The organism is Nonomuraea montanisoli (assembly GCF_013363975.1).
In the GTDB taxonomy this organism is placed as follows: domain Bacteria; phylum Actinomycetota; class Actinomycetes; order Streptosporangiales; family Streptosporangiaceae; genus Nonomuraea; species Nonomuraea montanisoli.
Map to the genome: position 1 here is coordinate 195,362 of NZ_JABWGN010000017.1, position 22,996 is coordinate 218,357.

21 protein-coding genes and 1 pseudogene are annotated in these 22,996 nt (G+C 72.0%); 7 read left to right on the forward strand and 15 right to left on the reverse strand.

The genetic code is table 11. From position 1 onward, the window contains the following. Positions 1–72: 72 nt before the first annotated feature. Positions 73–1,335 (reverse strand): glucarate dehydratase family protein, encoded by a 1,263-nt coding sequence (locus tag HTZ77_RS36730; protein WP_175594349.1) that lies wholly within the window; start codon positions 1,333–1,335, stop codon positions 73–75. Positions 1,336–1,437: 102 nt separating this feature from the next. Here HTZ77_RS36730 and HTZ77_RS36735 point away from each other — a divergent pair, with 102 nt between their 5' ends. After that, positions 1,438–2,910: an aldehyde dehydrogenase (NADP(+)) gene (locus tag HTZ77_RS36735; protein ID WP_175594350.1), complete on the forward strand. Its 1,473-nt coding sequence runs from the start codon at positions 1,438–1,440 to the stop codon at positions 2,908–2,910. Between the two features lie 171 nt (positions 2,911–3,081). Here the strand turns inward: HTZ77_RS36735 and HTZ77_RS36740 are convergent, their stop codons facing one another. The 10 genes and pseudogenes from HTZ77_RS36740 to HTZ77_RS36770 form a co-directional block, all read right to left on the reverse strand. Then, a complete protein-coding gene (locus HTZ77_RS36740) occupies positions 3,082–4,494 on the reverse strand; it encodes a GH1 family beta-glucosidase (protein ID WP_175594351.1) in 1,413 nt (470 codons plus the stop codon). A 242-nt stretch (positions 4,495–4,736) separates the two neighbouring features. Continuing rightward, positions 4,737–5,135, reverse strand: a complete 399-nt coding sequence (locus HTZ77_RS46935; protein ID WP_328808988.1) for a beta-galactosidase trimerization domain-containing protein — start codon at positions 5,133–5,135, stop codon at positions 4,737–4,739. Further along, positions 5,105–5,929: a beta-galactosidase gene (locus HTZ77_RS46940; RefSeq protein WP_328808984.1), complete on the reverse strand. Its 825-nt coding sequence runs from the start codon at positions 5,927–5,929 to the stop codon at positions 5,105–5,107. The genes HTZ77_RS46935 and HTZ77_RS46940 overlap by 31 nt, the downstream gene beginning before the upstream one ends. Positions 5,930–6,014: 85 nt before the next feature. Next, positions 6,015–6,269 (reverse strand): annotated as a pseudogene (locus HTZ77_RS48515) (hypothetical protein); the annotation flags it as partial. Positions 6,270–6,448: 179 nt separating this feature from the next. Continuing rightward, entirely contained in the window at positions 6,449–7,354 is a 906-nt protein-coding gene (locus tag HTZ77_RS36750; RefSeq protein ID WP_175594352.1) for a 5-dehydro-4-deoxyglucarate dehydratase, read from the reverse strand. A gap of 12 nt (positions 7,355–7,366) precedes the next feature. Then, positions 7,367–8,155 carry an IclR family transcriptional regulator gene (locus tag HTZ77_RS36755; protein WP_328808985.1) on the reverse strand — a complete coding sequence of 263 codons (789 nt, stop codon included), beginning with the start codon at positions 8,153–8,155 and terminating at the stop codon, positions 7,367–7,369. Positions 8,156–8,194: 39 nt separating this feature from the next. Continuing rightward, positions 8,195–9,058, reverse strand: a complete 864-nt coding sequence (locus HTZ77_RS36760) for a carbohydrate ABC transporter permease (protein WP_235995668.1) — start codon at positions 9,056–9,058, stop codon at positions 8,195–8,197. Then, on the reverse strand, positions 9,055–9,987 hold the full coding sequence (locus HTZ77_RS36765) for a carbohydrate ABC transporter permease (protein WP_175594353.1): 933 nt from the start codon (positions 9,985–9,987) through the stop codon (positions 9,055–9,057). Before HTZ77_RS36765 ends, HTZ77_RS36760 begins: the two co-directional genes overlap by 4 nt. A gap of 2 nt (positions 9,988–9,989) precedes the next feature. Beyond that, positions 9,990–10,226 carry a hypothetical protein gene (locus HTZ77_RS45585; RefSeq protein WP_205304416.1) on the reverse strand — a complete coding sequence of 79 codons (237 nt, stop codon included), beginning with the start codon at positions 10,224–10,226 and terminating at the stop codon, positions 9,990–9,992. After that, the gene (locus HTZ77_RS36770) at positions 10,223–11,299 is read right to left on the reverse strand and encodes an ABC transporter substrate-binding protein (protein ID WP_205304417.1); all 1,077 of its coding nucleotides are present in this window, start codon (positions 11,297–11,299) and stop codon (positions 10,223–10,225) included. The genes HTZ77_RS45585 and HTZ77_RS36770 overlap by 4 nt, the downstream gene beginning before the upstream one ends. A gap of 135 nt (positions 11,300–11,434) precedes the next feature. On the opposite strand from HTZ77_RS36770, the gene HTZ77_RS36775 reads away from it, so the two are divergent. The 6 genes from HTZ77_RS36775 (at position 11,435) to HTZ77_RS36800 (ending at position 18,105) form a co-directional block, all read left to right on the forward strand. Continuing rightward, positions 11,435–12,235: an NAD-dependent epimerase/dehydratase family protein gene (locus HTZ77_RS36775; RefSeq protein ID WP_235995669.1), complete on the forward strand. Its 801-nt coding sequence runs from the start codon at positions 11,435–11,437 to the stop codon at positions 12,233–12,235. Positions 12,236–12,533: 298 nt separating this feature from the next. Continuing rightward, positions 12,534–13,463, forward strand: coding sequence for a carbohydrate ABC transporter permease (locus HTZ77_RS36780; protein WP_175594354.1), 930 nt, complete (start codon positions 12,534–12,536; stop codon positions 13,461–13,463). Next, positions 13,447–14,313, forward strand: a complete 867-nt coding sequence (locus tag HTZ77_RS36785; RefSeq protein WP_175594355.1) for a carbohydrate ABC transporter permease — start codon at positions 13,447–13,449, stop codon at positions 14,311–14,313. Before HTZ77_RS36780 ends, HTZ77_RS36785 begins: the two co-directional genes overlap by 17 nt. A gap of 39 nt (positions 14,314–14,352) precedes the next feature. Next, positions 14,353–15,642: an ABC transporter substrate-binding protein gene (locus HTZ77_RS36790; RefSeq protein ID WP_175594356.1), complete on the forward strand. Its 1,290-nt coding sequence runs from the start codon at positions 14,353–14,355 to the stop codon at positions 15,640–15,642. 74 nt (positions 15,643–15,716) lie between these two features. Further along, the gene (locus tag HTZ77_RS36795) at positions 15,717–16,997 is read left to right on the forward strand and encodes a Gfo/Idh/MocA family protein (RefSeq protein WP_175594357.1); all 1,281 of its coding nucleotides are present in this window, start codon (positions 15,717–15,719) and stop codon (positions 16,995–16,997) included. A 4-nt stretch (positions 16,998–17,001) separates the two neighbouring features. Continuing rightward, complete coding sequence (locus HTZ77_RS36800; RefSeq protein ID WP_175594358.1) at positions 17,002–18,105, forward strand: dienelactone hydrolase family protein; 1,104 nt, start codon at positions 17,002–17,004, stop codon at positions 18,103–18,105. 25 nt (positions 18,106–18,130) lie between these two features. On the opposite strand, the gene HTZ77_RS36805 is transcribed toward HTZ77_RS36800, so the two are convergent. From HTZ77_RS36805 to HTZ77_RS36820, 4 genes are read right to left on the reverse strand one after another with little or no spacing between them, the layout of a single operon-like run. Then, positions 18,131–20,020: a DUF6807 family protein gene (locus HTZ77_RS36805; protein WP_175594359.1), complete on the reverse strand. Its 1,890-nt coding sequence runs from the start codon at positions 20,018–20,020 to the stop codon at positions 18,131–18,133. Positions 20,021–20,022: 2 nt separating this feature from the next. Then, positions 20,023–21,069 (reverse strand): mandelate racemase/muconate lactonizing enzyme family protein, encoded by a 1,047-nt coding sequence (locus HTZ77_RS36810; protein WP_407940631.1) that lies wholly within the window; start codon positions 21,067–21,069, stop codon positions 20,023–20,025. After that, the gene (locus HTZ77_RS36815) at positions 21,069–21,977 is read right to left on the reverse strand and encodes a 5-dehydro-4-deoxyglucarate dehydratase (RefSeq protein WP_175594361.1); all 909 of its coding nucleotides are present in this window, start codon (positions 21,975–21,977) and stop codon (positions 21,069–21,071) included. The genes HTZ77_RS36810 and HTZ77_RS36815 overlap by 1 nt, the downstream gene beginning before the upstream one ends. Continuing rightward, the gene (locus HTZ77_RS36820) at positions 21,974–22,861 is read right to left on the reverse strand and encodes an NAD-dependent epimerase/dehydratase family protein (RefSeq protein WP_175594362.1); all 888 of its coding nucleotides are present in this window, start codon (positions 22,859–22,861) and stop codon (positions 21,974–21,976) included. The genes HTZ77_RS36815 and HTZ77_RS36820 overlap by 4 nt, the downstream gene beginning before the upstream one ends. Between the last annotated feature and the right edge of the window lie 135 nt (positions 22,862–22,996).

The following is a 22,996-nucleotide window of genomic DNA, read 5'->3' on the forward strand; positions in this document are numbered from 1 at the left end:
AGTCCTCGACGTGCCCCCAGTCCTCGACGCGTGGCCGTGCCCCGCGGCCTCGGTGCAGGAGAGGGGCGGCGTTCACCACGACGCTCGCCGCGTGCTGAACCCGGGCTCGAAGCGCCGCATGTACCCCTGGTCGTCGCGCGAGGTGATCCCGCACCTCAGGTACTGCTCGTGCATGACCGCCAGCGCGTCGCGGTCGAGTTCCACGCCGAGGCCCGGCCCGGACGGCACCGGCACCGCCCCGTCCACGAAGCGCAGGCTGCCGGGCGCGACCACGTCCTGGCCGTCCTGCCAGGGCGTGTGCGTGTCGCAGGCGTACGTGAGGTTGGGAGTGGCGGCGGCCAGGTGGGTCATGGCGGCCAGGCTGATGCCGAGATGGGAGTTGGAGTGCATGGACAGTCCGAGGCCGAACGTGCCGCAGAGCGATGCGACGTGCGAGGAACGCACCAGCCCGCCCCAGTAGTGGTGGTCGAGGAGGAGCACCTGGACGGCGTCCTGGGCGATGGCGGGCGGCAGGTGCTCGGGGGTGACGACGCACATGTTGGTGGCCAGCGGCATCGACACCTCACGGGCGACGGCCGCCATGCCGGAGATGTCCGGTGCGGGGTCCTCCAGGTACTGGAGCATGCCGTCGAGGGCACGGCCGACGCGGACGGAGGTCTCCACGGTCCAGGCGGCGTTCGGGTCGAGCCGCAGCGGCATGCCGGGGAACGCCGCGTGCAGCGCCTTGATCGCCTCCACCTCCTCCTCGGGCGGCATGACGCCGCCCTTGAGCTTGATGGAGGAGAACCCGTACTCCTTGATGAGGAGCGACGCCTGTGCGACGAGCCCGGCGGGGTCGAGCGCCTCGCCGAAGCGGTCGGGCTCCGCGAGGCCGCCGGGATGGGCGGCCCATTTGTAGAACAGGTACGCGCTGTACGGCACGGCGTCGCGCACGCGCCCGCCGAGCAGGTCCACGACGGGCACCCCGGCGGCCTTGCCCTGGATGTCCAGGCACGCCACCTCGAACGCCGCGAACACCCGGTCGACGCTCTTCTCCTTGGTCGCGACCCCGGTCAGCCCGTGCAGGTCGCTGACCACGTCGCCGACGACAGAGGCGATCCTGGCGTACATCGCGTGGGCGGCGTACACGTCCAGCCCCACGATCGCCTCGGCGCACTCCCGTACCTTGGTCAGGTGGGCGAGGTCGCCGTACGTCTCTCCCAGCCCGCTCAGCCCCTCGTCGGTGATCACCTCGACGACGGTCCGCAGGGCCCACGGTTCGTGGACGCCGGCCGCGTTGAGCAGGGGAGGGTCGCGGAACGCGATCGGTGTGACCTGGACTTCTCTGATGAGCATAGCCGCCCGTCCATATATGTGAACTACTGCCAGGTTTGTGGACGAATGCCGCAACTGTAAGAATCGACCTTCGAGAGTGTCAAGACTGCGAAGGGCCCATCCATGATCAACGGATACGATCCCCGGACCGGCGAGACCACCGGCGACGCCATCCCCGAGACGGACACCGCCGGGGTCGACAAGATCGTCTCCGCCGCCGCGACAGCGGGCACGGCCTGGCGCGCCACCCCCGCGAAGGAGCGGGCACGCGCGCTGGAGGCCGTCGCCGACGCGCTGACCGCCCATGTGGACGAGCTGTGGCGGCTCGCCGACCAGGAGACCGCCCTCGGAGAGGTACGGCTGCGCGGCGAGGTGGCCCGCACCGCCGGCCAGTTCCGGCTCTTCGCCCAGGTCGTCCGGGACGGCGGCCACCTCGACGCCGTCATCGACCACGCCGACCCCACGGCCACCCCGCCCCGGCCCGACGTGCGCCGCGTGAAGCGCCCGCTGCCCGGGGTGGTCGCCGTGTTCGCGGCCAGCAACTTCCCCTTCGCCTTCTCCGTCGCCGGCGGCGACACCGCCTCCGCCCTGGCCGCCGGCTGCCCGGTCGTGGTCAAGGCCCACCCCGGCCACCCCGGCACCTCCGGGCGCGTCGCCGGCATCGTGCGCGAGGCCCTGCCGCACCCCGACCTCCTCGGCCTGGTCCAGGGCATGCGAGCCGGCAAGGACCTCGTCCAGCACCCCCGCGTCGTGGCCGCCGGGTTCACCGGCTCGATCGCGGGCGGCAAGGCCATCCAGGCGCTCATCGACGAGCGTGAGGTCCCGATCCCCTTCTTCGGCGAGCTGGGCAGCGTCAACCCCGTCGTCGTGCTGCCGTCGGCGCCCGCCGCCGAGGTGGCGAGCGGCTTCGCCGCCTCCCTGACCCTGGGCGTGGGACAGTTCTGCACCAACCCCGGCCTGATGTTCGTGCCGGAGGACGACGAGCTGCGCAAGGCCCTGGCCGCCGCCGTCGAGGGCACCACCGGCGGCCCGATGCTGGCCGAGCGCATCCGCGACGGCTACCTGGGCGGCCTGGAGCGGCTCGGCGCGCTGACCCTGCTGGCCGAGGGCAACCCGGGGGAGGGCGCGTGGGCGGTGACGCCGAAGGTCTTTACCACGGACCTGGAGTCGTTCGCCGCGGGCCTGCCGCGCGTCGCCGAGGAGTGCTTCGGCCCCGCCTCGATCGTGGTCACCTACCGCGACCCCGCCGACCTGCGGCCGGTGCTGGAGCGTCTGGAGGGCTCGCTGACGGCCACCATCCACTCCAGCCTGCCGGGTGAGGCGGGCGAGATCGCCGAGGTGCTGTCCCGCAAGGCCGGCCGGCTCATCTGGAACGGCTGGCCCACCGGCGTGGCCGTGTGCTGGGCGATGCACCACGGCGGTCCCTGGCCCGCCACCACCGTCTCGGCGCACACCTCGGTCGGCGCGACGGCCGTCGACCGGTGGCTCGCTCCGACCGCGTACCAGGACTGGCCGGCGAAGCTGCTGCCCGACGAGCTGAAGGACGGCAACCCGCTCGGCATCCCGCGCCGGGTGGACGGCGCCCTGTCGGTCTGACCCCGGCAGGCGCCGTGGCTCCGGTCCTGGTCACAGGCCGGTGGAGCCACGGCGCCTCTCCGGGCATCGAAAGCCGGTGTACTCCGCAGGGCTTCCGGGGGTGATCTCCGATGGCGGGGGCTCCGGGAAGGCCGGAGGTCTCAGGAGACGAGGGTTCGCAAGGAACGGGGGTCACGACGGGTCCGGCACCCTGCCGGTCGCGACCACGTCCCGGTACCAGTGGGCGCTGTCCTTCCACGTCCGGTCCAGCGTCTCCCGGTCCACGTACACGATCCCGAACCGCTTGGCGTACCCGCGCGCCCACTCGAAGTTGTCGATCAGCGACCACACGAAGTACCCCCGCACGTCCGCCCCCGCGTCGATCGCGTCCGCGACCGCCGTCAGGTGGCGGCGCAGGTAGTCGACGCGCCGCTCGTCGCGCACCCGGCCGTCGCCGTCGAGGACGTCGGCGAACGCCGCCCCGTTCTCGGTGACCACCAGCGGCAGCGCCGGGTAGTCGCCGTGCAGCCGCAGCAGCAGCTCGGTCAGTCCCGTCTCGTCGATGTTCCACCCCATCTCCGTGTACGGGCCGGGCTGCTGGACGAACTCGACGTCCTCGCAGGCGATCCACGGCGAGGCCGAGCCGTCGGCGTGCCCGTCGGCCGTCTCCCGGGGCGTCTCCCCGTCCCACCCGCGGACCAGCACCGGGTTGTAGTAGTTGACCCCTAGCAGGTCCAGCGGCTGGCATGCGGTCGACTCGTCGGAGTCGCGGACGAACGCCCAGTCCGTGACCGAGGCCGTGGCCTCGATGAGGTCGCGCGGATAGGCGCCGTCGAGCATCGGCCCGAGGAAGGCCCGGTTGGCCAGCGCGTCGATGCGCCGCACCGCCTCGGCGTCCCGCTCGGAGACGCCCCGTACGTGGTGCAGGTTGAGCGTGACGGCGACCCGCGCCGGCGGCGCGGCGGTGGCGCGCAGCGCCTGGACGGCGAGCCCGTGCCCGAGGTTGAGGTGGTGGACGGCGGCCAGGGCGTCGGCCGGGTCGATACGGCCGGGCGCGTGCACGCCGGAGGCGTAGCCGAGGTAGGCCGAGCACCACGGCTCGTTGAGCGTGATCCAGGTGTGGACGCGGTCGCCGAGCGTCTCGCCCATCCGGTGGGCGTACTCGGCGAAGCGCAGCGCCGTGTCGCGGTGCGGCCAGCCCCCGGCCTCCTCCAGTTCCTGGGGCAGGTCCCAGTGGTAGAGGGTGGCGACCGGGGCGATGCCGCGCTCCAGCAGGCCGTCGACGAGCCGGGAGTAGAAGTCGAGGCCGCGCTGGTTGAGCCGGTCGCCGCCGCCGGGCAGGACCCGGGGCCAGGAGACGGAGAACCGGTAGGCGCCGACGCCCAGCCGGGCCAGGATGCCGAGGTCCTCCTCCAGCCGGTGGTAGTGGTCGCAGGCGACGTCACCGGTGTCGCCGCCGTCGACGCGGCCGGGGGTGTGGGAGAAGGTGTCCCAGATCGAGGGTCCGCGGCCGTCCTCGGCGGCGGCGCCCTCCACCTGGTAGGCGGCGGTGGCCGTGCCCCACAGGAAGTTCTCGGGGAAGGCGCGGGCTGGGGTGGTCGGCATCGAGGGATTCACTCCTAGAGGCGAGGGGGGAGGGCCTGCGTTGATGACGGAGGGGGAGGGATGGCCGGCCTTACGGAGGGCGCAGGGGCGAGAGGGGCGGCGGGGAGGTCGAGGAGGAGGCGGGGAGGGGACGGGGAGGGCGAGGGGGAGGGAGGAGGGAGGGGGAGGGGGAGGGCGAGGAGGAGCTGGGGGTCTTTGGAATGCGGCGTCTGCGGAAGATACGCAGGTGATCCGGAAAGGTCTCAGGGGCGCAGGGCGACGACGGCACGCGCGCCCAGCGTCACCGCGTCCTCGACCCGCGCCCCCGTCAGCAGGTCCTCGCCCGGCGCGGCGAGGGGCACACGGACTTCCCGGTCGCCGTGGTTGAGCAGGAACAGGACGGGCCCGCGGCGCACCGCCTCGACGCCGGGCGGCGGCGGTCCGGGCAGCGCCCCGGACACTCCCGCGTCGGCCAGCGCCCGCCCGGTCAGCTCGGCCAGCGCGTCGTGGTCCGGGAGGGTGGCCACGTACCACGCGACGCCGGCCCCGGCGCGATGGCGCAGCACCGCGGGTGACCCGGCGAGCTCGCCCTCGGTGAAGACGGCCACCGGCTCGGCCCCCTCGGCCCGCATCAGCTCGGTCCACGTGTGGGCCTCGAACACGACACCGACTCCAGCCGGAGCTGCCCGGCGGGCTTGGGCAGGTTGTGCGCGCGCCAGTTGACCGCCGAGGCGGCCTGCTCCAGCAGCAGCCAGGGCCGGCCGCCGCCGAGGGAGCGGGTCAGGTCGTGGGTGAGCGCGGCCCGCACCGGGAACAGCGGGTCGGCGGGGTCGGGGTACCAGTCGTTGGAGACGACGTCCTCCTCGGGCGCCCACCGCCAGGAGTCCACCGGCTTGAACAGGCCCATGAAGTTCGTCGTGACGGGGACGCCGGGGGTGTGCTCGCGCAGGACGTCGCGTTCGGCGCGGTAGTGATCCAGGAGGGCGTCGGAGCAGAAGCGCGCCCAGTCCAGCTTCTGCGTGGGGTTGACGAGGTACGGCGCGCGGCGCGGCGGGATGATCTCGGCCCAGTCGCCGTAGCGCTGGCTCCAGAACGTGGTGCCCCACGCCTCGTTGAGGCCGTCGAGGTCGCCGTGGCGCTCGCGCAGCCAGGCCCGGAACGCCTCGGCCGAGACGTCGCAGTGGCAGATCTGGCCGTACTCGTTGCCGACGTGCCACAGGGCGAGCGCCGGGTGCCCGGCGTAGCGTCCGGCGAGATCGGCGACCAGGGCCAGGGCCCGCTCCCGGTAGACGGGGGAGGAGGGGCAGAACTGGTTGCGCGCGCCGTACCAGAGCCGGTGACCGGACTCGTCGACCGGCAGCGTCTCGGGCCGGCGGTGGCCCAGCCACGGCGGCGGCGAGGCGGTGGGGGTGGCCAGGTCCACGGCGATCCCCGCCTCGGCGAGCCGGCCGAGCACCCGGTCCAGCCAGCCGAAGTCGCGCGCCGGGCCGGGGCTCGATGCGCGCCCAGGCGAAGACGCCGACGGTGACCAGGTTGACCCCGGCGGCCCGCATCAGCTCGACGTCCTCCACCCAGACGTGCTCGGGCCACTGCTCGGGGTTGTAGTCGCCGCCGAAGAGCAGCCCGCGCCCGGCGGTCAGGGTGTGAAGCCCCGGCCGCCCGTCACGGAGGTCCGGCCGCCCGGAGTGGAGGTCCGGTCGCCCGGACCCAAGGCCCGGCCGCCCGGAGTCGAGGCCCGGCCGTCCGGAGTCGAGGCCCGGCCGTCCGTCTCGGGGCGCGGTGGGTCGCCCTGCCATGCTCACGCTCCCGTCTCATCGCCGGTACGGCTGGCGGAGGCGGGCCGTGGGCGGCCCTCCTGCTGGATGTCGAAACGCCTGGATGTCGCAACGCCTGGATGTCGAAACGCTTCGATGAAGAGGAATTGGAAGCGCTCCCAAAACGTACGGGCGGGACAAAGCGGATGTCAATGGCGGAGTCAGGCCCCCGCCACCTTCAGCCCGGCCGCGAGGATCTTCTCCAGCCGCGCCACGTGCTCCGGCGACGGGTCCACCAGCGGCGCCCGCACCCCGCCCACGTCCGTCCCGCGCAGCCGCACCCCGGCCTTGACCAGCGACACCGCGTACCCGGGGACCAGGTCGCGCAGCTCCACCAGCGGCAGGTAGAAGGAGGTCAGCAGGCGCCGGGAGCGCTCCTCGTCGCCCGCCGTCACGGCGTCGTGGAAGGCCAGCGCGATCTCCGGCGCGAACGCGAACACGGCGCTGGAGTACAGCGTCACCCCGATCCCCCGGTAGGCCGGCACGGTCAGCTCCGCCGTGGGCAGGCCGTTGAAGAACGTGAACGGCCGTCCGGTGGACCGGCGCACGGTCAGGATGATGCGCTGGAGCAGGTCGAAGTCGCCCAGCCCGTCCTTGAACCCGATCACCTCCGGGAGCTGCGCCAGCTCGGCCACCGCGGCCGGGGTGAAGCGCGCCGTGCCCCGCTGGTAGACGATGACGGGCAGCCCCGTCTCCCGGGTCACCTCGCGGACGTAGCGCACCAGGCCGCCGGGCGGCCCGCTGACGAGGTACGGCGGCATGACCAGCAGCCCGTCGGCGCCCTCGTCGGCCGCGGCCCGCGCGGTGGCCCTGGCCGAGGCCGGCACGCCGCCCGCGCCCGCGAAGACGGGGACGCGCCCCGCGGCGGCGGCCACGGCGGTGCGCACCACCGCGCGGTGCTCGGCGAGGTCGAGCGCGTTGAACTCGCCTGTGCCGCACGCGGCGAACACTCCTCCCGCCCCGGCCGCGACCCCGCCGGCGACGTGGCCGGCGAGGACGTCCTCGGCGACGCCGCCGTCGGCCCCGAAGGGGGTCACGGGAAAGAAGAGAACACCATCGAGCCGCATGAACGGTCCTTTCTAGCGGATGCCCTCCCGCCGGAGGGTGGCGGACAGCGTGCGGGTGTGCCTGATCACCGCTTCGGTGACCTTGGAGACCTCGGCCGGCGACATCCCCGCCGGCATCGAGCAACTGATCGCGTCCGTGGCGGGGATCCGGTAGTCGACGGCCACCGCCACGCACGCGACGCCGGGCGTGCCCTGCTCGCGCTCGTAGGCGAAGCCCCGGGTGCGGACCTGGTCGAGCTCGCCGGTGAGCTTGGCCAGGTCGGTGATCGTGTGCGAGGTCATCGACGTCAGGGGGGCGGGCAGCAGGGCCGCCACCTCGTCGTCCGTGAGCTGGGCGAGCAGCGCCTGGCCGAGCGCCGTGACGTGGGCGGGCAGCCGCCGGCCCACCCGCGGGATCACGTGGTGCGCCTCGCGCGACTCGCGGGTCGCCAGGTAGATCACGTGGGACTCGTCGCGGCGGGCGAAGTGGGCGGTCTGGCCGATCTCCGCGCGCAGGTCCTCCAGGGTCTGCTGCGCGAACGGCAGCGCCGGGTCCTTGTCGAGGTAGGCGGTGCCGGTCAGCAGCGCGTGCGGCCCGATGCCGAACGCCCCGCGGCCCGAGTCGGTCTCGACCCACTTGAGCTCCACCAGCGTGCGCATGAGCGCGTGCAGGCTGCTGCGCGGGAAGCCGGTGCGTTGCTGGAGCTCCGACAGCGTCAGGGTGTCCGGCGAGGCGGCCAGGGCCTCCAGGATGCGGACGGTCCGTTCGGCGGACTTGACGAGCTGCGGCTCCATGTTCATCCCATCTCGGCGACGCTCCACGGGTTCAGAATATTGGATGCCGTCCACGTACATGAACGCCTAACCCTTGACGGCGCCGCTTGTCAGGCCGCGCATGAACTGCCGCTGGAAGGCCAGGAACGCGATGATCGACGGCAGCAGCGCCAGCAGCGAGGCGGCGAGCAGCACGCCGAGGCCCACCTCGTCGTCGGAGCGCAGCGAGCGTAGCGCGATCGGCAGCGTCCACATGCCGGGTTCCGGCGCGACGATCAGGGGCAGCAGGTACTGGTCCCAGATCATGGTGAAGCCGAAGACGCCGATCACGCCGAGGGCCGGCCGGCACAGCGGCAGGATGATGGTGAAGAACGTCCGCAACTCGCCCGCCCCGTCGATGCGCGCGGCCTCCTCCAGCTCGACCGGCACCTCCTTCATGAACTCGGTCATGACGAGGATGGAGAAGCCCCAGGCGCCGACCGGCAGGATCATCCCCGCGTACGTGCCGATGAGGTCGGCGTGGAGGAGCGGCAGGTCGGCCAGCACCAGCGACAGCGGGATCGCGATGATCTCCTCGGGCAGCATCATCGTGGCCAGCATGATCAGCATGACGACCGCCATGCCGCGGAACTTCTTGCGCGACAGGGAGTAGGCGGCGAAGACGCTGACCAGCATCTGCAGCAGCAGGCCGAACCCGACGACCACGAACGAGTTGAGCAGGTAGCCGTAGACGTTCTTGTCGGCCGCCTCGATGAAGTTGTCGAGGGTGAAACCGTCGGGCCACAGTGAGAAGCTGGTCGGGTCGAGGGTCCGGCTGAACGCGCTGACCAGCAGGCCGATCAGCGGGCCGGTGAAGACGAGGACCATGCCGGTGTAAACGATCACCTTCACAGCGGTCGCGACCGGCCCCCGGCGCGCCTCCAGCCCGAGGGCGCTGTCGAATCGCATCATGCCGCCTGCCTCCTGCGCATGACCTGGACCAGGACGGTGAGCAACAGCGTGGCGACGAACAGCAGGATGCCGCCCGCCGACGCCACGCCCAGCTCGCCCTTCTGGAAGCCGAGCTTGTAGACCAGCGTCATGAGCACCTCGGAGGAGCCGTTCGGCCCGCCGTTGGTCAGGACGTACACCTCGACGAAGACCCGCAGGCCGCGGATCGCCGCCAGCGTGAACAGGATCCAGAACACCGGCCGCAGCGCCGGCAGCGTGATGTGCCGCAGCCGCTTCCAGGTGGTCGCGCCGTCCACGGCGGCGGCCTCGTAGAGCGAGCGGTCCACGCCCACGAGCCCCGCCAGGAAGATCATCATGTCGTACGGCGTGCCGCGCCAGACGCTCATGCCCATGATCGACAGCAGCGAGGAGTGCTCGCTGGCCAGGAACGGCTGCGGGTCGCCGCCGAACCAGCCGAGGATGCTGTTGATCATGCCGGTGTCGCCGGGGTGGTACATGATCCGCCACACCTCGGCCACGACCGCCATCGTGGTCACGACCGGGAGGAACGCGGCGGTCCTGACGAACCACAGGTAGCGGGCCGGCCCCTCGATGAGCAGGGCCAGCGCCAGGCCGAGCACGAGCGAGCCGGCCGTGGTGCCGAGCGCCAGCACCGCGCTGTGCCGGATCGCCGCGATGAACGCCTCGTCGGTGAGGATCGTCCGGTAGTTGTCGAAACCCACCCACGTGCTGTCGAGGTAGCGGATCTCCTGGAAGCTCATCACCAGGCCCTTGGCCATGGGGATGAACTTGAAGTAGAGGAACAGCAGCAGGGCGGGCGCCAGGAACGCCCACGCGACGAGCGTCCCCCGCCGCCGCACCCTCCTGGGGCGGCGGCGGGAGGCGGCCGGGGCGGGCGGCGCCTGCGTCAGCGTCACGCTCGGGCTCATGCTCAGGAGGCCTTCTGCGACTGCAGTTCCTGGTTCAGCTTCGTGTTCAGGGCCTCCATCGCGCTCCTGACGTCGGCGGAGCAGTCGGCCCACACCGTGTTGATCGCGTCGGCCGAGGTCTGCCGGATGGGCGCCCAGTTCGGCACCGGCGGCGCGTAGACGGCGTTGGCGTAGGACTCCTGGAAGACCTTCCAGCGCGGGTCCTGCCGCTCGGCGGCCATGTCGATCTGGGTGTTCACCGGCGGCGGACGATGACGCCGTCGGCGTCCTTGTTCATGCCGATCCGCTGGCCGTCGGCGGAGGCGGCGTACTCGGCGAACGTGCGTTGCCCCTCCTCGTTGTCCGAGCCGGCCATGAGGTAGACGTTCTCGCCCTCGCCCAGGGTGCCGGGGCCGCCGGACGGGCCCTTGGGCACGGGGACGACCTCGATCTTGTCGGTGCCGACGTTCTTGACGAAGCGGGCCAGCACGTACGGACCGACCAGGTAGATGCCGCCCTGGCCCTTCTCGAACACCTCGTGGGTGACGGTCGTGTCGTTGCTGACCGCGCCGGGGTTGACGGTTTTGGTCCTGCAGAACTGGTCCTGGAGGTACTGCACCGCCTCGACCGTCCTCGGGTCGTCGACCGTGGCGGTGAACTTGCCGGGGGCCGTCGCCTTCACGAAGTCGCCGCCGTTGGCGTAGATGAGGGAGGAGGCGTACCAGGAGGCGTAGCCGCGCTTGGTGCCGCCGGGGATGACGAGGCCGGCCGTGTCCTTCTTGCCGTCGCCGTCGGGGTCCTTGTCGGTGAACGCCTGGGCGAGCTTGGTGAGGTCCTCCCACGTCTTCGGCGTGTCGAGGCCGACCTTCTCCCGCCAGTCCTTGCGGATGATGAGCGCGAACGCCTGGGCGGAGAACGGCACGGCGTAGTACTTGCCGTCGCCGGCCTGGGCCGCCTTCCACGCGAGGTCGGACAGCTTGTCGCCGCCGGCCAGCTTGGCCTTGTCCACCTCGCGGATCCAGCCCTGGGTGTGCATGGTGCCGAGCTGCGCGGTGTCGTTGATGACGATGTCCGGCAGCTTGCGCTGCGCCGCCTGCTGCTGGAGCTTCGTCTCGAAGTCGTCGAAGATCGCGACCACCTTGGTCTTGATCCCGCTGGCCTTGGTGAAGGCGTCGGCGAGCTTGACGGCCGTCTTCGCGGAGGCGGAGTCGGGCTGCTGCCTGATCCAGATCTCCAACGCGTCGTCGCCCGAGCCGGATCCCCCGGAGCCGCAGCCTGTCAGCGTGACGGCCAGGGTCGCCGCGAGCGCGACCCCGAGCAGTTGGCGTGACATAAGACCGCCTCCTGTTCACAGATGTGGACGAGTGTCGCCCATGTGAAGCTCGTTCTGGTGACGGTAACGAGTGACCCAGATCACGGTCAAGATTCAAGAATGTGAATTCGAGGCAGAAGTGTGTACAAGGGAGCCATGCGCATTCTCATGACCGGCGCGGCCGGCAAGGTCGGCACGCTGCTCCGCCCCCGCCTGGCCCGCGACGGCCGCGTCCTCCGCCTGTCCGACCTGCGACCGGTCGATCCGCCGCCCGGCGCGGGCGAGGAGGAGGTGCCGGCCGACCTGGCCGATCCCGCCGCGATGGCCGCCGCCATGAAGGGCGTCGACGCCGTGCTCCATCTCGGCGGCCAGAGCCGCGAGCACCCGTGGGCCGACATCGTGCGGGCCAACATGGACGGCACCCACGTGCTGCTGGAGGCCGCCCGGGAGGAGGGCGTGCGGCACGTCGTGATGATGGGCAGCCACCACGCCGCCGGATTCCACACCCGCCCGCCCGGCGGCGCCGACCTGCCCGACTACGCCTTTCCCCGCCCCGACACCTTCTACGGCGTCAGCAAGGTCGTCATGGAGGCGCTCGGCAGCCTCTACCACGACCGCTTCGGCATGAACGTGACCGTGGTCCGGCTGGGCACCTGCAACGAGGCGTCCGCCGACACGCGCGGCCTGGCCACCTGGATCTCGCCCGACGACCTGGCCCGGCTGGTGGAGGCCGCGTTCACCGCGCCGGGCCACCACGTCGTCTGGGGCGTCTCCGACAACACCCGGCGCTGGTGGTCGCTCGACGAGGCCCGCTCCATCGGCTACGTCTCCCGGGACGACTCGGAGTCCCACGCCGCCCCGCTCCTCGCCGAGCAGGGCGAGCCGGACCTCACCGAGCCGCTCCACGACCGGGCGGGCGGCGTCTTCACGCTGAAGGAGCTGGGCGGCACGTGGTGACCGGCGGGGCCTGACCCGGCGAGGGTTCCACGGCTCTCGCCGGCCACGGTCCGTAACCATCCTTCGGCCTTCGCAAACATGCAACCGGTTGTAGTCCAGAGGCGCAGGAGCCCAAAACGTTAACTGATCTCCGTGCTCTGCTTCACCTGCGTGAGCTGGGGTTTTCGAGTTAACGATATATCGGTAACGGGTTTGTAACGCCTGCAAAGGGTTGACGAAACTTTTCGCATCCCTATAGGAAGGCGCTATCCGATCCCGCGGTGCCGGGGAGGCCCTGGAATGAGGGATGCATGAATCCATGTCAATTTCGCTGTCCGTGACCCCGGAACGCGCTGTGAACGCTAACAGAAGGCGGGAGGCCCTGACGGCCTACGTCTTCCTCGCGCCCTGGTTCCTGGGGTTGTTCATCATCACGGTGGGGCCGATCCTGGCCTCGCTGTATCTGTCGTTCACCGACTACAGCCTCCTGGAGGAGGGCTCGTGGGTCGGGGCCGACAACTACGTCAAGATGTTCACGCAGGACGACCGGTTCCTCACCTCGCTGAAGGTGACCACCGTCTACGTCGTCGTGTCGGTGCCCCTGCAGCTCGCCTTCGCGCTCCTCCTCGCCCTCGCGCTCGACCGGGGCCTGCGTGGGCTGTCGTTCTACCGCTCGATCTACTACCTGCCCTCCCTGCTGGGCGGAAGCGTCGCCATCGCGATCCTGTGGCGCAAGCTCTTCGGCGTGGACGGCCTGTTCAACGCGATGCTGAGCGTCTTCGGCATCGAGGGGCCCGGCTGGGTCTCCGACCCCGACACCGCGCTCGGCACGCTGATCCTCCTGCACGTGTGGACGTTCGGCGCGCCCATGGTCATCTTCCTGGCCGGGCTGCGGCAGATCCCCCAGAGCTACTACGAGGCCGCCTCGGTGGACGGCGCGAGCAGGCTGCGCCAGTTCCGGTCGATCACGCTGCCGCTGCTGACGCCGATCATCTTCTTCAACCTCGTCCTGGAGGTCATCAAGTCGTTCCAGTCGTTCACGCAGTCGTTCATCGTGAGCGGCGGCAACGGCGGACCGGTCGACTCCACGCTCTTCTACACGCTCTATCTCTACCTCAAGGGCTTCAAGAGCTACGAGATGGGCTACGCGGCCGCCATGGCCTGGGTTCTCCTGCTGATCATCGCCGGCCTGACCGGCGTGAATTTCCTCGCGTCGAAGTATTGGGTCTTCTATGGCGACACGAAGTAACGCGGTGCCGTTCCTGTTCCGCCCGATGCGGGGCGGCCGCCTGCTCAAGCACCTCATGCTCGCGGGCTTCGGCCTGCTGATGCTCTACCCGCTGCTGTGGATGATCTCCAGCTCGCTCAAGCCGGAGGAGCTGATCTTCCGGGAGCCGGGGCTGCTGCCGAGCACCGTGACGCTGGAGAACTACTCCGAGGGCTGGAACGCGCTCAAGCACTCGTTCGGGTACTACCTGTGGAACTCCGCCGTCATCACCGGCCTGAGCGTGCTGGCCAACCTGGTCGCCTGCTCGCTGGCCGCCTACGCATTCGCCCGGCTGAACTTCCCGCTGAAGAAGCTGTGGTTCGCGGTCATGCTGGGTTCGATCATGCTGCCGCACCACGTCACGGTCGTGCCGCAGTACATCCTGTTCTCGAACCTGGACTGGATCAACACGATCTGGCCGCTGGTCGTGCCGAAGTTCCTGGCGACGGACGCGTTCTTCATCTTCCTGATGGTGCAGTTCATCCGGACCCTGCCCCGGGAGCTCGACGAGGCCGCCGCCATCGACGGCGCCGGGTACTGGCGGGTCTTCCTGCAGGTGATCCTCCCGCTGTGCACGCCCGCCCTCGCCACGACCGGCATATTCACCTTTATCTGGACGTGGAATGACTTCTTTAGCCAGAACCTCTATCTGACGAACAGCGACAACCTCACCGTGGCCGTGGCCCTCCGCCAGTTCCTCGACTCGAGCGGAGAGTCGTCGTGGGGGCCGATGTTCGCGATGTCGATCGTCTCGCTCGGGCCCATCTTCGGGTTCTTCCTGGCCGGTCAGAAGTACCTGATCCGTGGTGTGGCTACCACCGGCCTCAAGTAGCCGATTCACCCCCCGCAATCTCCTAGAGGAGGAAGAGCTGTGAGTCTCGGCTCTCGTAAGAAGATGTGGACGGTCGCCTTCCTGACGGCGGCCGTGATGACGACGGCGAGCGCCTGCGGAGGCGGAAGCGGCGGCGACGGCGGCGGCTCCGGCGACAAGGTGAAGATCGTCTTCTCCTACTGGGGCAGCGACGCCCGGCAGAAGCTGACCGAGCAGGCTCTGAAGAAGTTCGAGGAGAAGAACCCGACGATCGACGTCGAGGGCGACTTCTCCAACTGGGACAGCTACTACGAGAAGCTCGCGACCAAGGTGGCGGCCAACGACGCCCCCGACGTCATGAGCATCGAGATCCGCGGCCTCAGCGAGTACGCCGGTCGCGGCGCCCTGGCGGACCTGGCCGGCAAGGTCCCGAGCGCCGACCTCGACCAGCAGGTGCTGAGCAGCGGCCAGGTGGAGGGCAAGCAATACGCCGTCCCCACGGGCGTCAACGCCTTCTCCATGCTGGCCAACCCCTCCGTGCTGGAGAAGAGCAAGCAGAAGCTGCCCGACGACAAGACCTGGACCTGGGACCAGTGGATCAACCTGGCCAAGCAGATCTCCGCGGGCGGCGGCGGCGCGATGGGCGCCGAGTACAACCCCAACCCGGCCTGGCTGCAGATCTTCGCCGCCCAGCGCGGTGAGAAGTTCTACGACGGCAACAAGATCGGCCTGTCGGTCGACACGATCAAGGCGTGGTGGAACATCAGCCAGCAGCTCATCGCGGCCAAGGCGGCCCCCGAGCCGGCCAAGAGCGCCGAACTGCTGACCGCCGGCCCCGAGCAGTCGCTGCTGGCCACCAACGCCGGCGCGATGGGCATGTGGTGGAGCAACCAGCTCAACGCCCTGTCCAAGGCGTCGGGCCAGGAGCTGGAGCTGCTGCGCATGCCCAGGGAGAAGGGCGCCCCCAGCGCCGGCATGTTCCTCCAGCCGGCCATGTACTACACCGCCTCCGCCAAGTCCGAGCACTCCGCCGAGGCCGCCAAGCTGATCGACTTCCTGGTCAACGACCCGGACGCCGCCTCGATCCTGCTGAGCGACCGCGGCCTGCCCACCAACTCCAAGGTGCTGGCCGCCGTCAAGGACAAGCTGCCCCCGGTCGACCAGCGCACCCTCGCCTTCATCGACGAGATCAAGGGCGAGCTGAGCCCGATCACCGCCCCGCCGAAGGGCGCCCTCCAGATGGAGGACATCCTCAAGCGCAACACCGACGAGGTCCTGTTCGGCAAGACCACGCCGGACGCGGGCGCCCAGAAGTTCCTGTCCGAGGCCAACGCGGCCATCGCCGGCTGACGCCCGGCCACAGCACCACGGGCCGGGGGCCGTGCGCCCCCGGCCGCACCATCTCGAATCTCGGGGAGAGCACGTTGAGCACCAGGTACGCTTTCGTCGGCCTCGGCCACCGCGTCCAGATGTACGTGGACGCGTTGCTGGGCGACTGGAGCGACGCGGGGACCATCGCCGGTCTCTGCGACACCAACCGCACCCGCATGGCCTACTACGTCGAGCGCATCGGCCGGGAGGTGCCCTGCTTCGGCCCCGACGAGTTCGGCAAGCTGCTGGACCTGGCCGACGCGGTGGTCGTCACCACGATCGACGCCACCCACGCCCGCTACGTCTGCGCCGTCCTTGACGCCGGCAAGGACGTCATCGTGGAGAAGCCGCTCACCATCGACGCCGAGAGCTGCGCCGCGATCGCCGAGGCGGCGGAGCGGTCCTCCGGCAAGCTGGTGGTGACGTTCAACTACCGCTACTCCCCGCGCAACTCGGCGGTCAAGCGCCTGCTCGGCGAGGGCGCCATCGGCGAGGTCACCTCCGTCCACTTCGACTGGGCCCTCGACACCATCCACGGGGCCGACTACTTCCGCCGCTGGCACCGCGACCGCGCCCACTCGGGCGGCCTGCTCGTCCACAAGTCCACCCACCACTTCGACCTGGTCAACTGGTGGCTCGGGGCCGCTCCCCGGCTCGTGTTCGCCCAGGCCGACCTGCGCTTCTACGGCACGGCCCTGCCCCGGGGCGAGCGTCCCGCGCGCTCGCACGGCGCGCCGGGACTCGGCACCGACCCGTACCTGCTCGACATCTCGGCCGACCCCCGGCTCAAGCGCCTCTACCTCGACGCCGAGCACGAGGACGGCTACATCCGCGACCAGGACGTCTTCGCCGACGGCGTGACCATCGACGACAACATGGCGGTCCTCGTCCGCTACGCCAACCGGGCGATGCTCACCTACTCGCTGACCGCGCACGCCCCGTTCGAGGGCTACCGCGTCGTGTTCACCGGCACCGAGGGCCGCATCGAGCTGGAGGTGTGCGAGCGGTCCTGGACCCCGCCGCAGGCCGCCATCGACCCGAGCGCCGCGAGCAAGGAGCACGCGGCCGACGCGTGGGAGAAGCTCGTGCTGCACCGCCACTGGCGGCAGCCGGAGGAGATCCCGATCGAGCGCGGCGCGGGCGGCCACGGCGGCGGCGACCGCCTGCTGCTGAACGACGTCTTCCGCGGCCCCGGCGACGACCCGCTCGGCCGCCCGGCCGGCTACCGCGACGGCATCCGCAGCGTGCTGGTGGGCGTCGCCGCCAACCGCTCGGCCGCGACCGGCCTGCCCGTCGCCCTCACCGAGGACGGCACCAGCCTGGCCGATGCCTGAGCCGATGCCTGAGCCGATGATCTCGCGGCATCTCGGGGAGTTCTCCGGCCTCGCCGAGGCGGCCGCGCGCGGGCGCGGCCTGTTCCCCGAGGCCGCCCCGGCCCCGGAGCTGCGCCGGGCGGCCCGCGAGGCGACCGGCGTGCTCGACCTCACGGCCGGCGACGTCCGCGTGGAGCGCTCCTGGACCACCGGCGACCTCGCCGGCGAGGAGCTGTCCTGGTCGGTCGGCTACGGCCCGCGCACCCGGGCGTACCTGCTCAGGCCGCGCGGCGCGGCCGGCCCGCTGCCGGGCGTCGTCGCGCTGCACTGCCACGCCGGCATGAAGTTCGCCGGCAAGGAGAAGATCGCCGACGGCCCCGGGCCGCCGTCCCCCGAGGTGACCCGGCTGCGCGGCCGGATCTACGGCGGCCGCGCGTACGCCGGGGAGCTGGCCCGGCGCGGCTTCGCCGTGCTGGCCCACGACGTCCTCGGCTGGGGGAGCCGCCGCTTCCCGCTGGAGGCCATGCCCGAGGCCGTGGCCGCGGCGGCCGCCGGCGTGTCCGAGGGACTGTCCGAGGCGGACGGCTACGACCGCGCGGCGGCCCTGCACGAGCACCTGCTGGAGAAGTACTGCGTGCTGCTCGGCACGTCGCTGGCCGGGGCGGTGGCGGGGGAGGACCTGGCCGCGGCGGCCTACCTGCGCTCCCGCCCCGACGTGGGCCCCGTGGGCTGCGTGGGACTGTCGGGCGGCGGCCTGCGCGCCGCGCTGCTCGGGGCGTTCGACCCGGCGATCGGCGCGGTCGCCGTCGTGGCCATGATGTCGTCCTACCGCGAGCTGCTCGACCGCCACGTGGCCTCGCACACCTGGATGCTCTACCCGCCCGGCCTGTCGCGGGTGTGCGACTGGCCGTCCCTGGCCGCCTCGGCGGCCCCGAGGCCGCTCCTGGTGCAGTACGGCGAGCGCGACGAGCTGTTCCCCCCGGCCGGGATGCGCCGGGCGCACGCGATCATCTCGCGGGCGTACCCGGACGGCGGTTACGACGGGGTCTTCTTCGACGCGCCGCACGCGTTCACCGTGCCCATGCAGGAGCACGCCTTCGCCTGGCTGGAACGCCGCCTGGGCGTCTGAGCTCGAAGCCCAGGCGCCCGGAGGGTCATCCCGTGGCCTCGGCCACCAGCGCGGGGACGTCCCCGGGCGCCACGCGGCCGTCGGCCACCACCACGGTGACCCGGCGGGCCAGCACGTCGTCGAAGACCAGCGGCGTGTCCCAGGCCAGCGCCGTGCCCACCCCGGGATACTCGGCGACCCGCACGAACCACGGGTCGTCGTCCTGGGCGAACACCAGCGTCCAGTCCTCGGCCGACAGCGCCAGCCACGGCGCGCGCGACCCGTGGACCGCCTGCTCGCCCTCGGCCCCGCCGGTGAAGACCCGCAGCCCCGGCGATCCGGCGGGAGCCCGCCAGAAGAACCCGCCGTACCCGGCGCCGGCCCGGCCCTTGGTGGCCGAGCTCCGGACGGTCAGCGGCGAGCCGGTGAGGTTGCGCAGGGTGAAGGAGAAGCGCAGCGCCCAGCCCCGCGACAGCGGCACCGCCCGCGCCGTCCGCTCCTCGCGCACGACCGGGTCCTCGCCCGGCCGCTCCCACAGCAGCGTCTCGGCGAATCCGGCCGCGTCACGCTCCTCGAACGCCACGTGCCGCTGCACGCCGTGGTCGTCGAGCCAGGTGGGCCCCTGGTCGCGGACGTAGGTGCGCCCGCCCCAGAAGTTGCGCCCGCCCACGTCCGTGACGGCCACGCCGGCGCCCAGATGGTGCGGGTGGTCCGGCGGCCGGACCTCGGTCACGACGGTCCCGCCCAGGGTGCGCACCGGGTGCAGGTACGGCCGGGGCGACTCGGTGAGCGGCAGGTCGGGCCGGGTGACGTACTCCGCGACGACCGTGTCACCGGCCAGCAGCGGCGTCGCCCAGGAGGCGCCCAGCTCGGAGAACAGCGCGAGCCGGTCCGCGCTCGCGTCGACCAGGCCGGCGACGCCCGGCAGCACCACGCCCTCGCCGGAGCGGTCGAGATGGTCCGCGGAGATCGGCAGCGGGTCGGGCGCGAGCCGGATGGCCTCCATGACCTCCATGAACGCCCCGGTCCTGGCGATCGGCACGAGCAGCGGCTCGCCGGAGCCGACGTGCGCCACCAGGTTGCGCAGCAGGTCGGTCCGGCCGAAGCGCCGCACGGGCCCGTCGTTCACCTGGACCTCGTCCAGCGTGTACGTGAGCCGGATCCGCCCCCGCTCCCCGTGGACGACCACGTACGGCTCGTCCCGGCCGGCGGCGCACAGCGTCACCGCGGCCACGATCGGCGGCCCGTCCACGGTCCTGACGCGGATCGCCGAGGTGTCGTCCGACTCGATGGCGTTGGCGTGGAACAGCTCGGTCTCGACCGCCTCGACGGTGCCGCGCTCCTCGGTCCCCGCCACCGCGAGGGCGGTCGCCAGCGCGTGCGCGAACGGGTTGGTCAGCGCCCCGTCCACGACGTCCACGCCGTCGAGCCGGCGCCGCCCCGCCCAGGGGCTGCGCGTGAAGTAGGAGGCGGGCCGCGGCCAGGCGCCGCCCACGCCGATCCCGGTGACCCGGCCGATCACCCCAGAGGCGATCATCTCGCGCACCGCCGGGATCGCCGCCGACCCGAGGCTCTGGAAGCCCACCTGGCAGGCCAGACCGGCCTCGGCGGCGGCCCGCTCCATGCGCTCGAAGTCGGCCAGCGTGGCCGCCGTCGGCTTCTCCACCAGCACGTGCGCCCCCGCCGCCAGCGCGGCCAGGGTGAGCTCGGCGTGCGTGGGGATGGGCGTGGCCAGGATCGCGATCCGCGCCCCGGTCCGCTTGACCAGCTCGGGCAGGTCGGGGGAGAACTCCGGCTCGCCCAGCCCGTCGAGCGCCCCCGGCTCCGGCGGCGCGGTGTCGCAGACGCCGGCCAGCTCGACCACGTCCCGCAGGTGCCGCAGCCGCTCCAGGTAGTGGGCTCCGAACCCCCGCGTGCCCGCGAGTACGACCCGCATGCTCACCTCCAGCGGAGCCCGAGGCCCCGATGCTCGCCGACGCTCAGCTTCCCACCGCTCACCCGGACCGGGTACGGCTCCTCCAGCAGCCCGAGGGCCGCGAACGAGGCCTCCTCGACCTCCTCGGCCATGCACGGCAGCGGCAGCGTGAGCGCGAGCTGCGCCGACAGGTCGGGCAGCAGATGCGGATGGACGGGCACGTCGAACGCCCGGGCCAGCTCCGCGATCCGCAGGAACGGCGTGATTCCGCCGACCCTGACCACGTTGGGCTGGACCACGTCGCAGGCGCCCGCGGTCAGCAGGTCGCGGAAGCCGTAGACGGTGTAGACGTTCTCGCCGACCGCGATCGGCACGTCCACCGACCGGCGCAGCTCCACGTGCGCGGCCACGTCGTCGGCCGGCAGCGGCTCCTCCAGCCAGTGCAGTCCGTACGGCGCCAGCTCTGCCACCGCGCGGCGGGCCCGGTGCAGGTCCCAGCGCTGGTTGGCGTCGATCATCAGCAGCCGGTCCGGCCCGATCACCTCGCGGACCGCCGCCACCCGCTCGACGTCCTCGCGCAGGTCGGGCCGGCCCACCTTGATCTTGACGGCCGGATGGCCGGCGGCCTTCCACCGCTCGGCCTGCGCGACCAGCTCCTCCAGCGTGTAGTGCAGGTTGACGCCGCTGCCGTAGACCGGAACGGTGTCCCTGCGGCGGCCGAGCACGTCCACGATGCCCCGCTCGCCGCACCGCAGGTCCCACAGCGCGAGGTCCACGCCCGCGAGCGCGATGGTGGTGAGGCCGCCGGGGCCCGCCTCGCGCAGGTGCCGCCAGAGCCGGTCCCACACCACCTCCGGGTGCGGGTCGAAGCCGACGAGCGCCTCGCGGACGTCGTGCTCCAGCAGCGCCCGCACGGCCCGCGCGCCGATCTGCGGCGTCCAGGAGAAGCCCGTGCCGACCCGGCCGTCGTCCAGGACCACCTCGACGACCAGCACGTGGTTGACGGGCACGTCCGGCCCCCACGGGCGCGGCAGGGCGGCCGTGCGGGCGCTCACCCGCAGGTCGCGGATCACCGGCCGGCCGCCGTCGCCGCGGTCCTGCCGTGCGCGGCCGCGACGGACCTGCCGTGCCGGACGAGCTCCGCCAGCTCGGCCACGTGCTCGGGCGCGGCGTCCACCAGCGGGGGCCGCACCGGGCCCGGGTCCAGGCCGGTCAGCCGCACCCCGGCCTTGACCAGCGACACGGCGTACCCCGGGACCTTGGAGCGCAGCCGTACGAGTGGCTCGTAGAACTCGGTGAGCAGGCTCTCGGCGCCCGCGAGGTAGGCGGTGGCGATCTCCGGGGCGAACGCGAACACCGCGGAGGAGTACAGCTCGACGCCGATGCCGCGGTAGGCGCCCATGGTCAGCTCGGCCGTCGGCAGCCCGTTGAAGAACGCGAAGCCCGGCCCGATCTCGCGCCGCACGGCCAGGACCACGCGCTGGATGAGGTCGATGTCGCCCAGCCCGTCCTTCAGGCCAACGACGCCGGGGATCCGGGCCAGCTCCACCACCTGCTCGGGGGTGAGCACCACCGAGCCGCGCATGTAGATGATCACGGGGAGCACCTCGGCGACCGCCCGCACGTACGCGGTGAAGCCCTCGCGCGGCCCCATGGCCAAGTACGGCGGCATGAGCAGCAGCCCGTCGGCCCCCGCCTCGCGGGCCGCGCGCGCCTGGCGCAGCGCCGAGCCGAGCGGCCCGCCCGCGCCGGCCAGCACCGGGGTCCCGCCCCTCGCCGCCGTGACGGCCACCCGGACCGCCGCCTCGTGCTCGGCCTCCGACAGGGCGGGGAACTCGCCGGTGCCGCAGGCGACGAAGACGGCGCCCGGCCGGTGTTCGAGGCCGCGCCCGACGTGCTCGGCCAGCACCCCCTCGGCCAGTCGCCCCTCGGCGTCGAACGGCGTGACCGGGAAGAAGAGGATCCCGCTGAGGTTCATCCGATCTCCAGTTCGGTTCGCCAGTCGCGCTTGGGGGTCCAGCCCAGCAGCCGCTCGGCCTTGGCCGAGGAGAAGGCGGGGGCGGTGCCGGTCAGCGCGGCGGCGGCGGCCGCGGTGGCGGGGTTGACGGCGGGCAGCAGCTCCGCCAGGGGCTCTCGGGCGAGGGCGTCGGCCGCGCCGGCGAAGAAGACCTCGCCGCTCGGCACGTCCCCCATGCGGTCGATCAGGACGGAGATCATCTCGGAGGCGTCGCGCGCGTCGATGTAGTTGAACAGCGACGCCCCGGCGATGTCCGGCCGGTCCAGCCGCTCGGCGATCGTGTGGCCGGACTGGGTGGGCGCGCCGGCCCACTCCTCGGGGGCCACCACGAAGCACGGCCGCACGGCCGCGTACCTGGTCGCCGAGGCGCGCGCGAAGGCGGCCATGGTCTGCTCGGCCACCAGCTTCGACAGGCTGTAGGCGTTCCACGGCTCGGCCGGGTGCTCCTCGTCGATCGGCAGGTAGCGCGGCGCCCAGCCGCGGGGCGCGCCGTAGCCGATGACGGTCGGGCTGCTGGCGACGACCACCCGGCCGACTCCGGTGCCGCTCGCCGCCTCGCAGACGTTGAAGGCGAGCTGGGTGTTGGTCCGGTAGATGACGCCCTCGGGCCGGCTGAACGGGGTCGCGATGGCGGCCAGGTGCACCACCACGTCGGGACGGTAGCGGTTGAGCACGTCGTACGCCTGGCCGAGGTCGGTCAGGTCGGCGGGCAGCGTGGAGGCGGCCTCCGGGGGAGTGCCCGGCGCGACGTCGACCCCGATCACCTCGTGGCCGGCCTGCGCCAATGTGGTGACCACGCTGCGCCCGAGCCGGCCGGCGCTCCCGGTCACCAGTGTTCGTGTCATCGGATCTTTCACCACTCCTGGGGGTATGGTTCGGCAACCGGTTGCAAAAAGTATTGAGGTTTCGTTCCGGCAACGTCAAGCGGCGATGGGGTGGCCGCCCCTCCCACTTGGGGGAACATAGGGATAGGGTGGTGC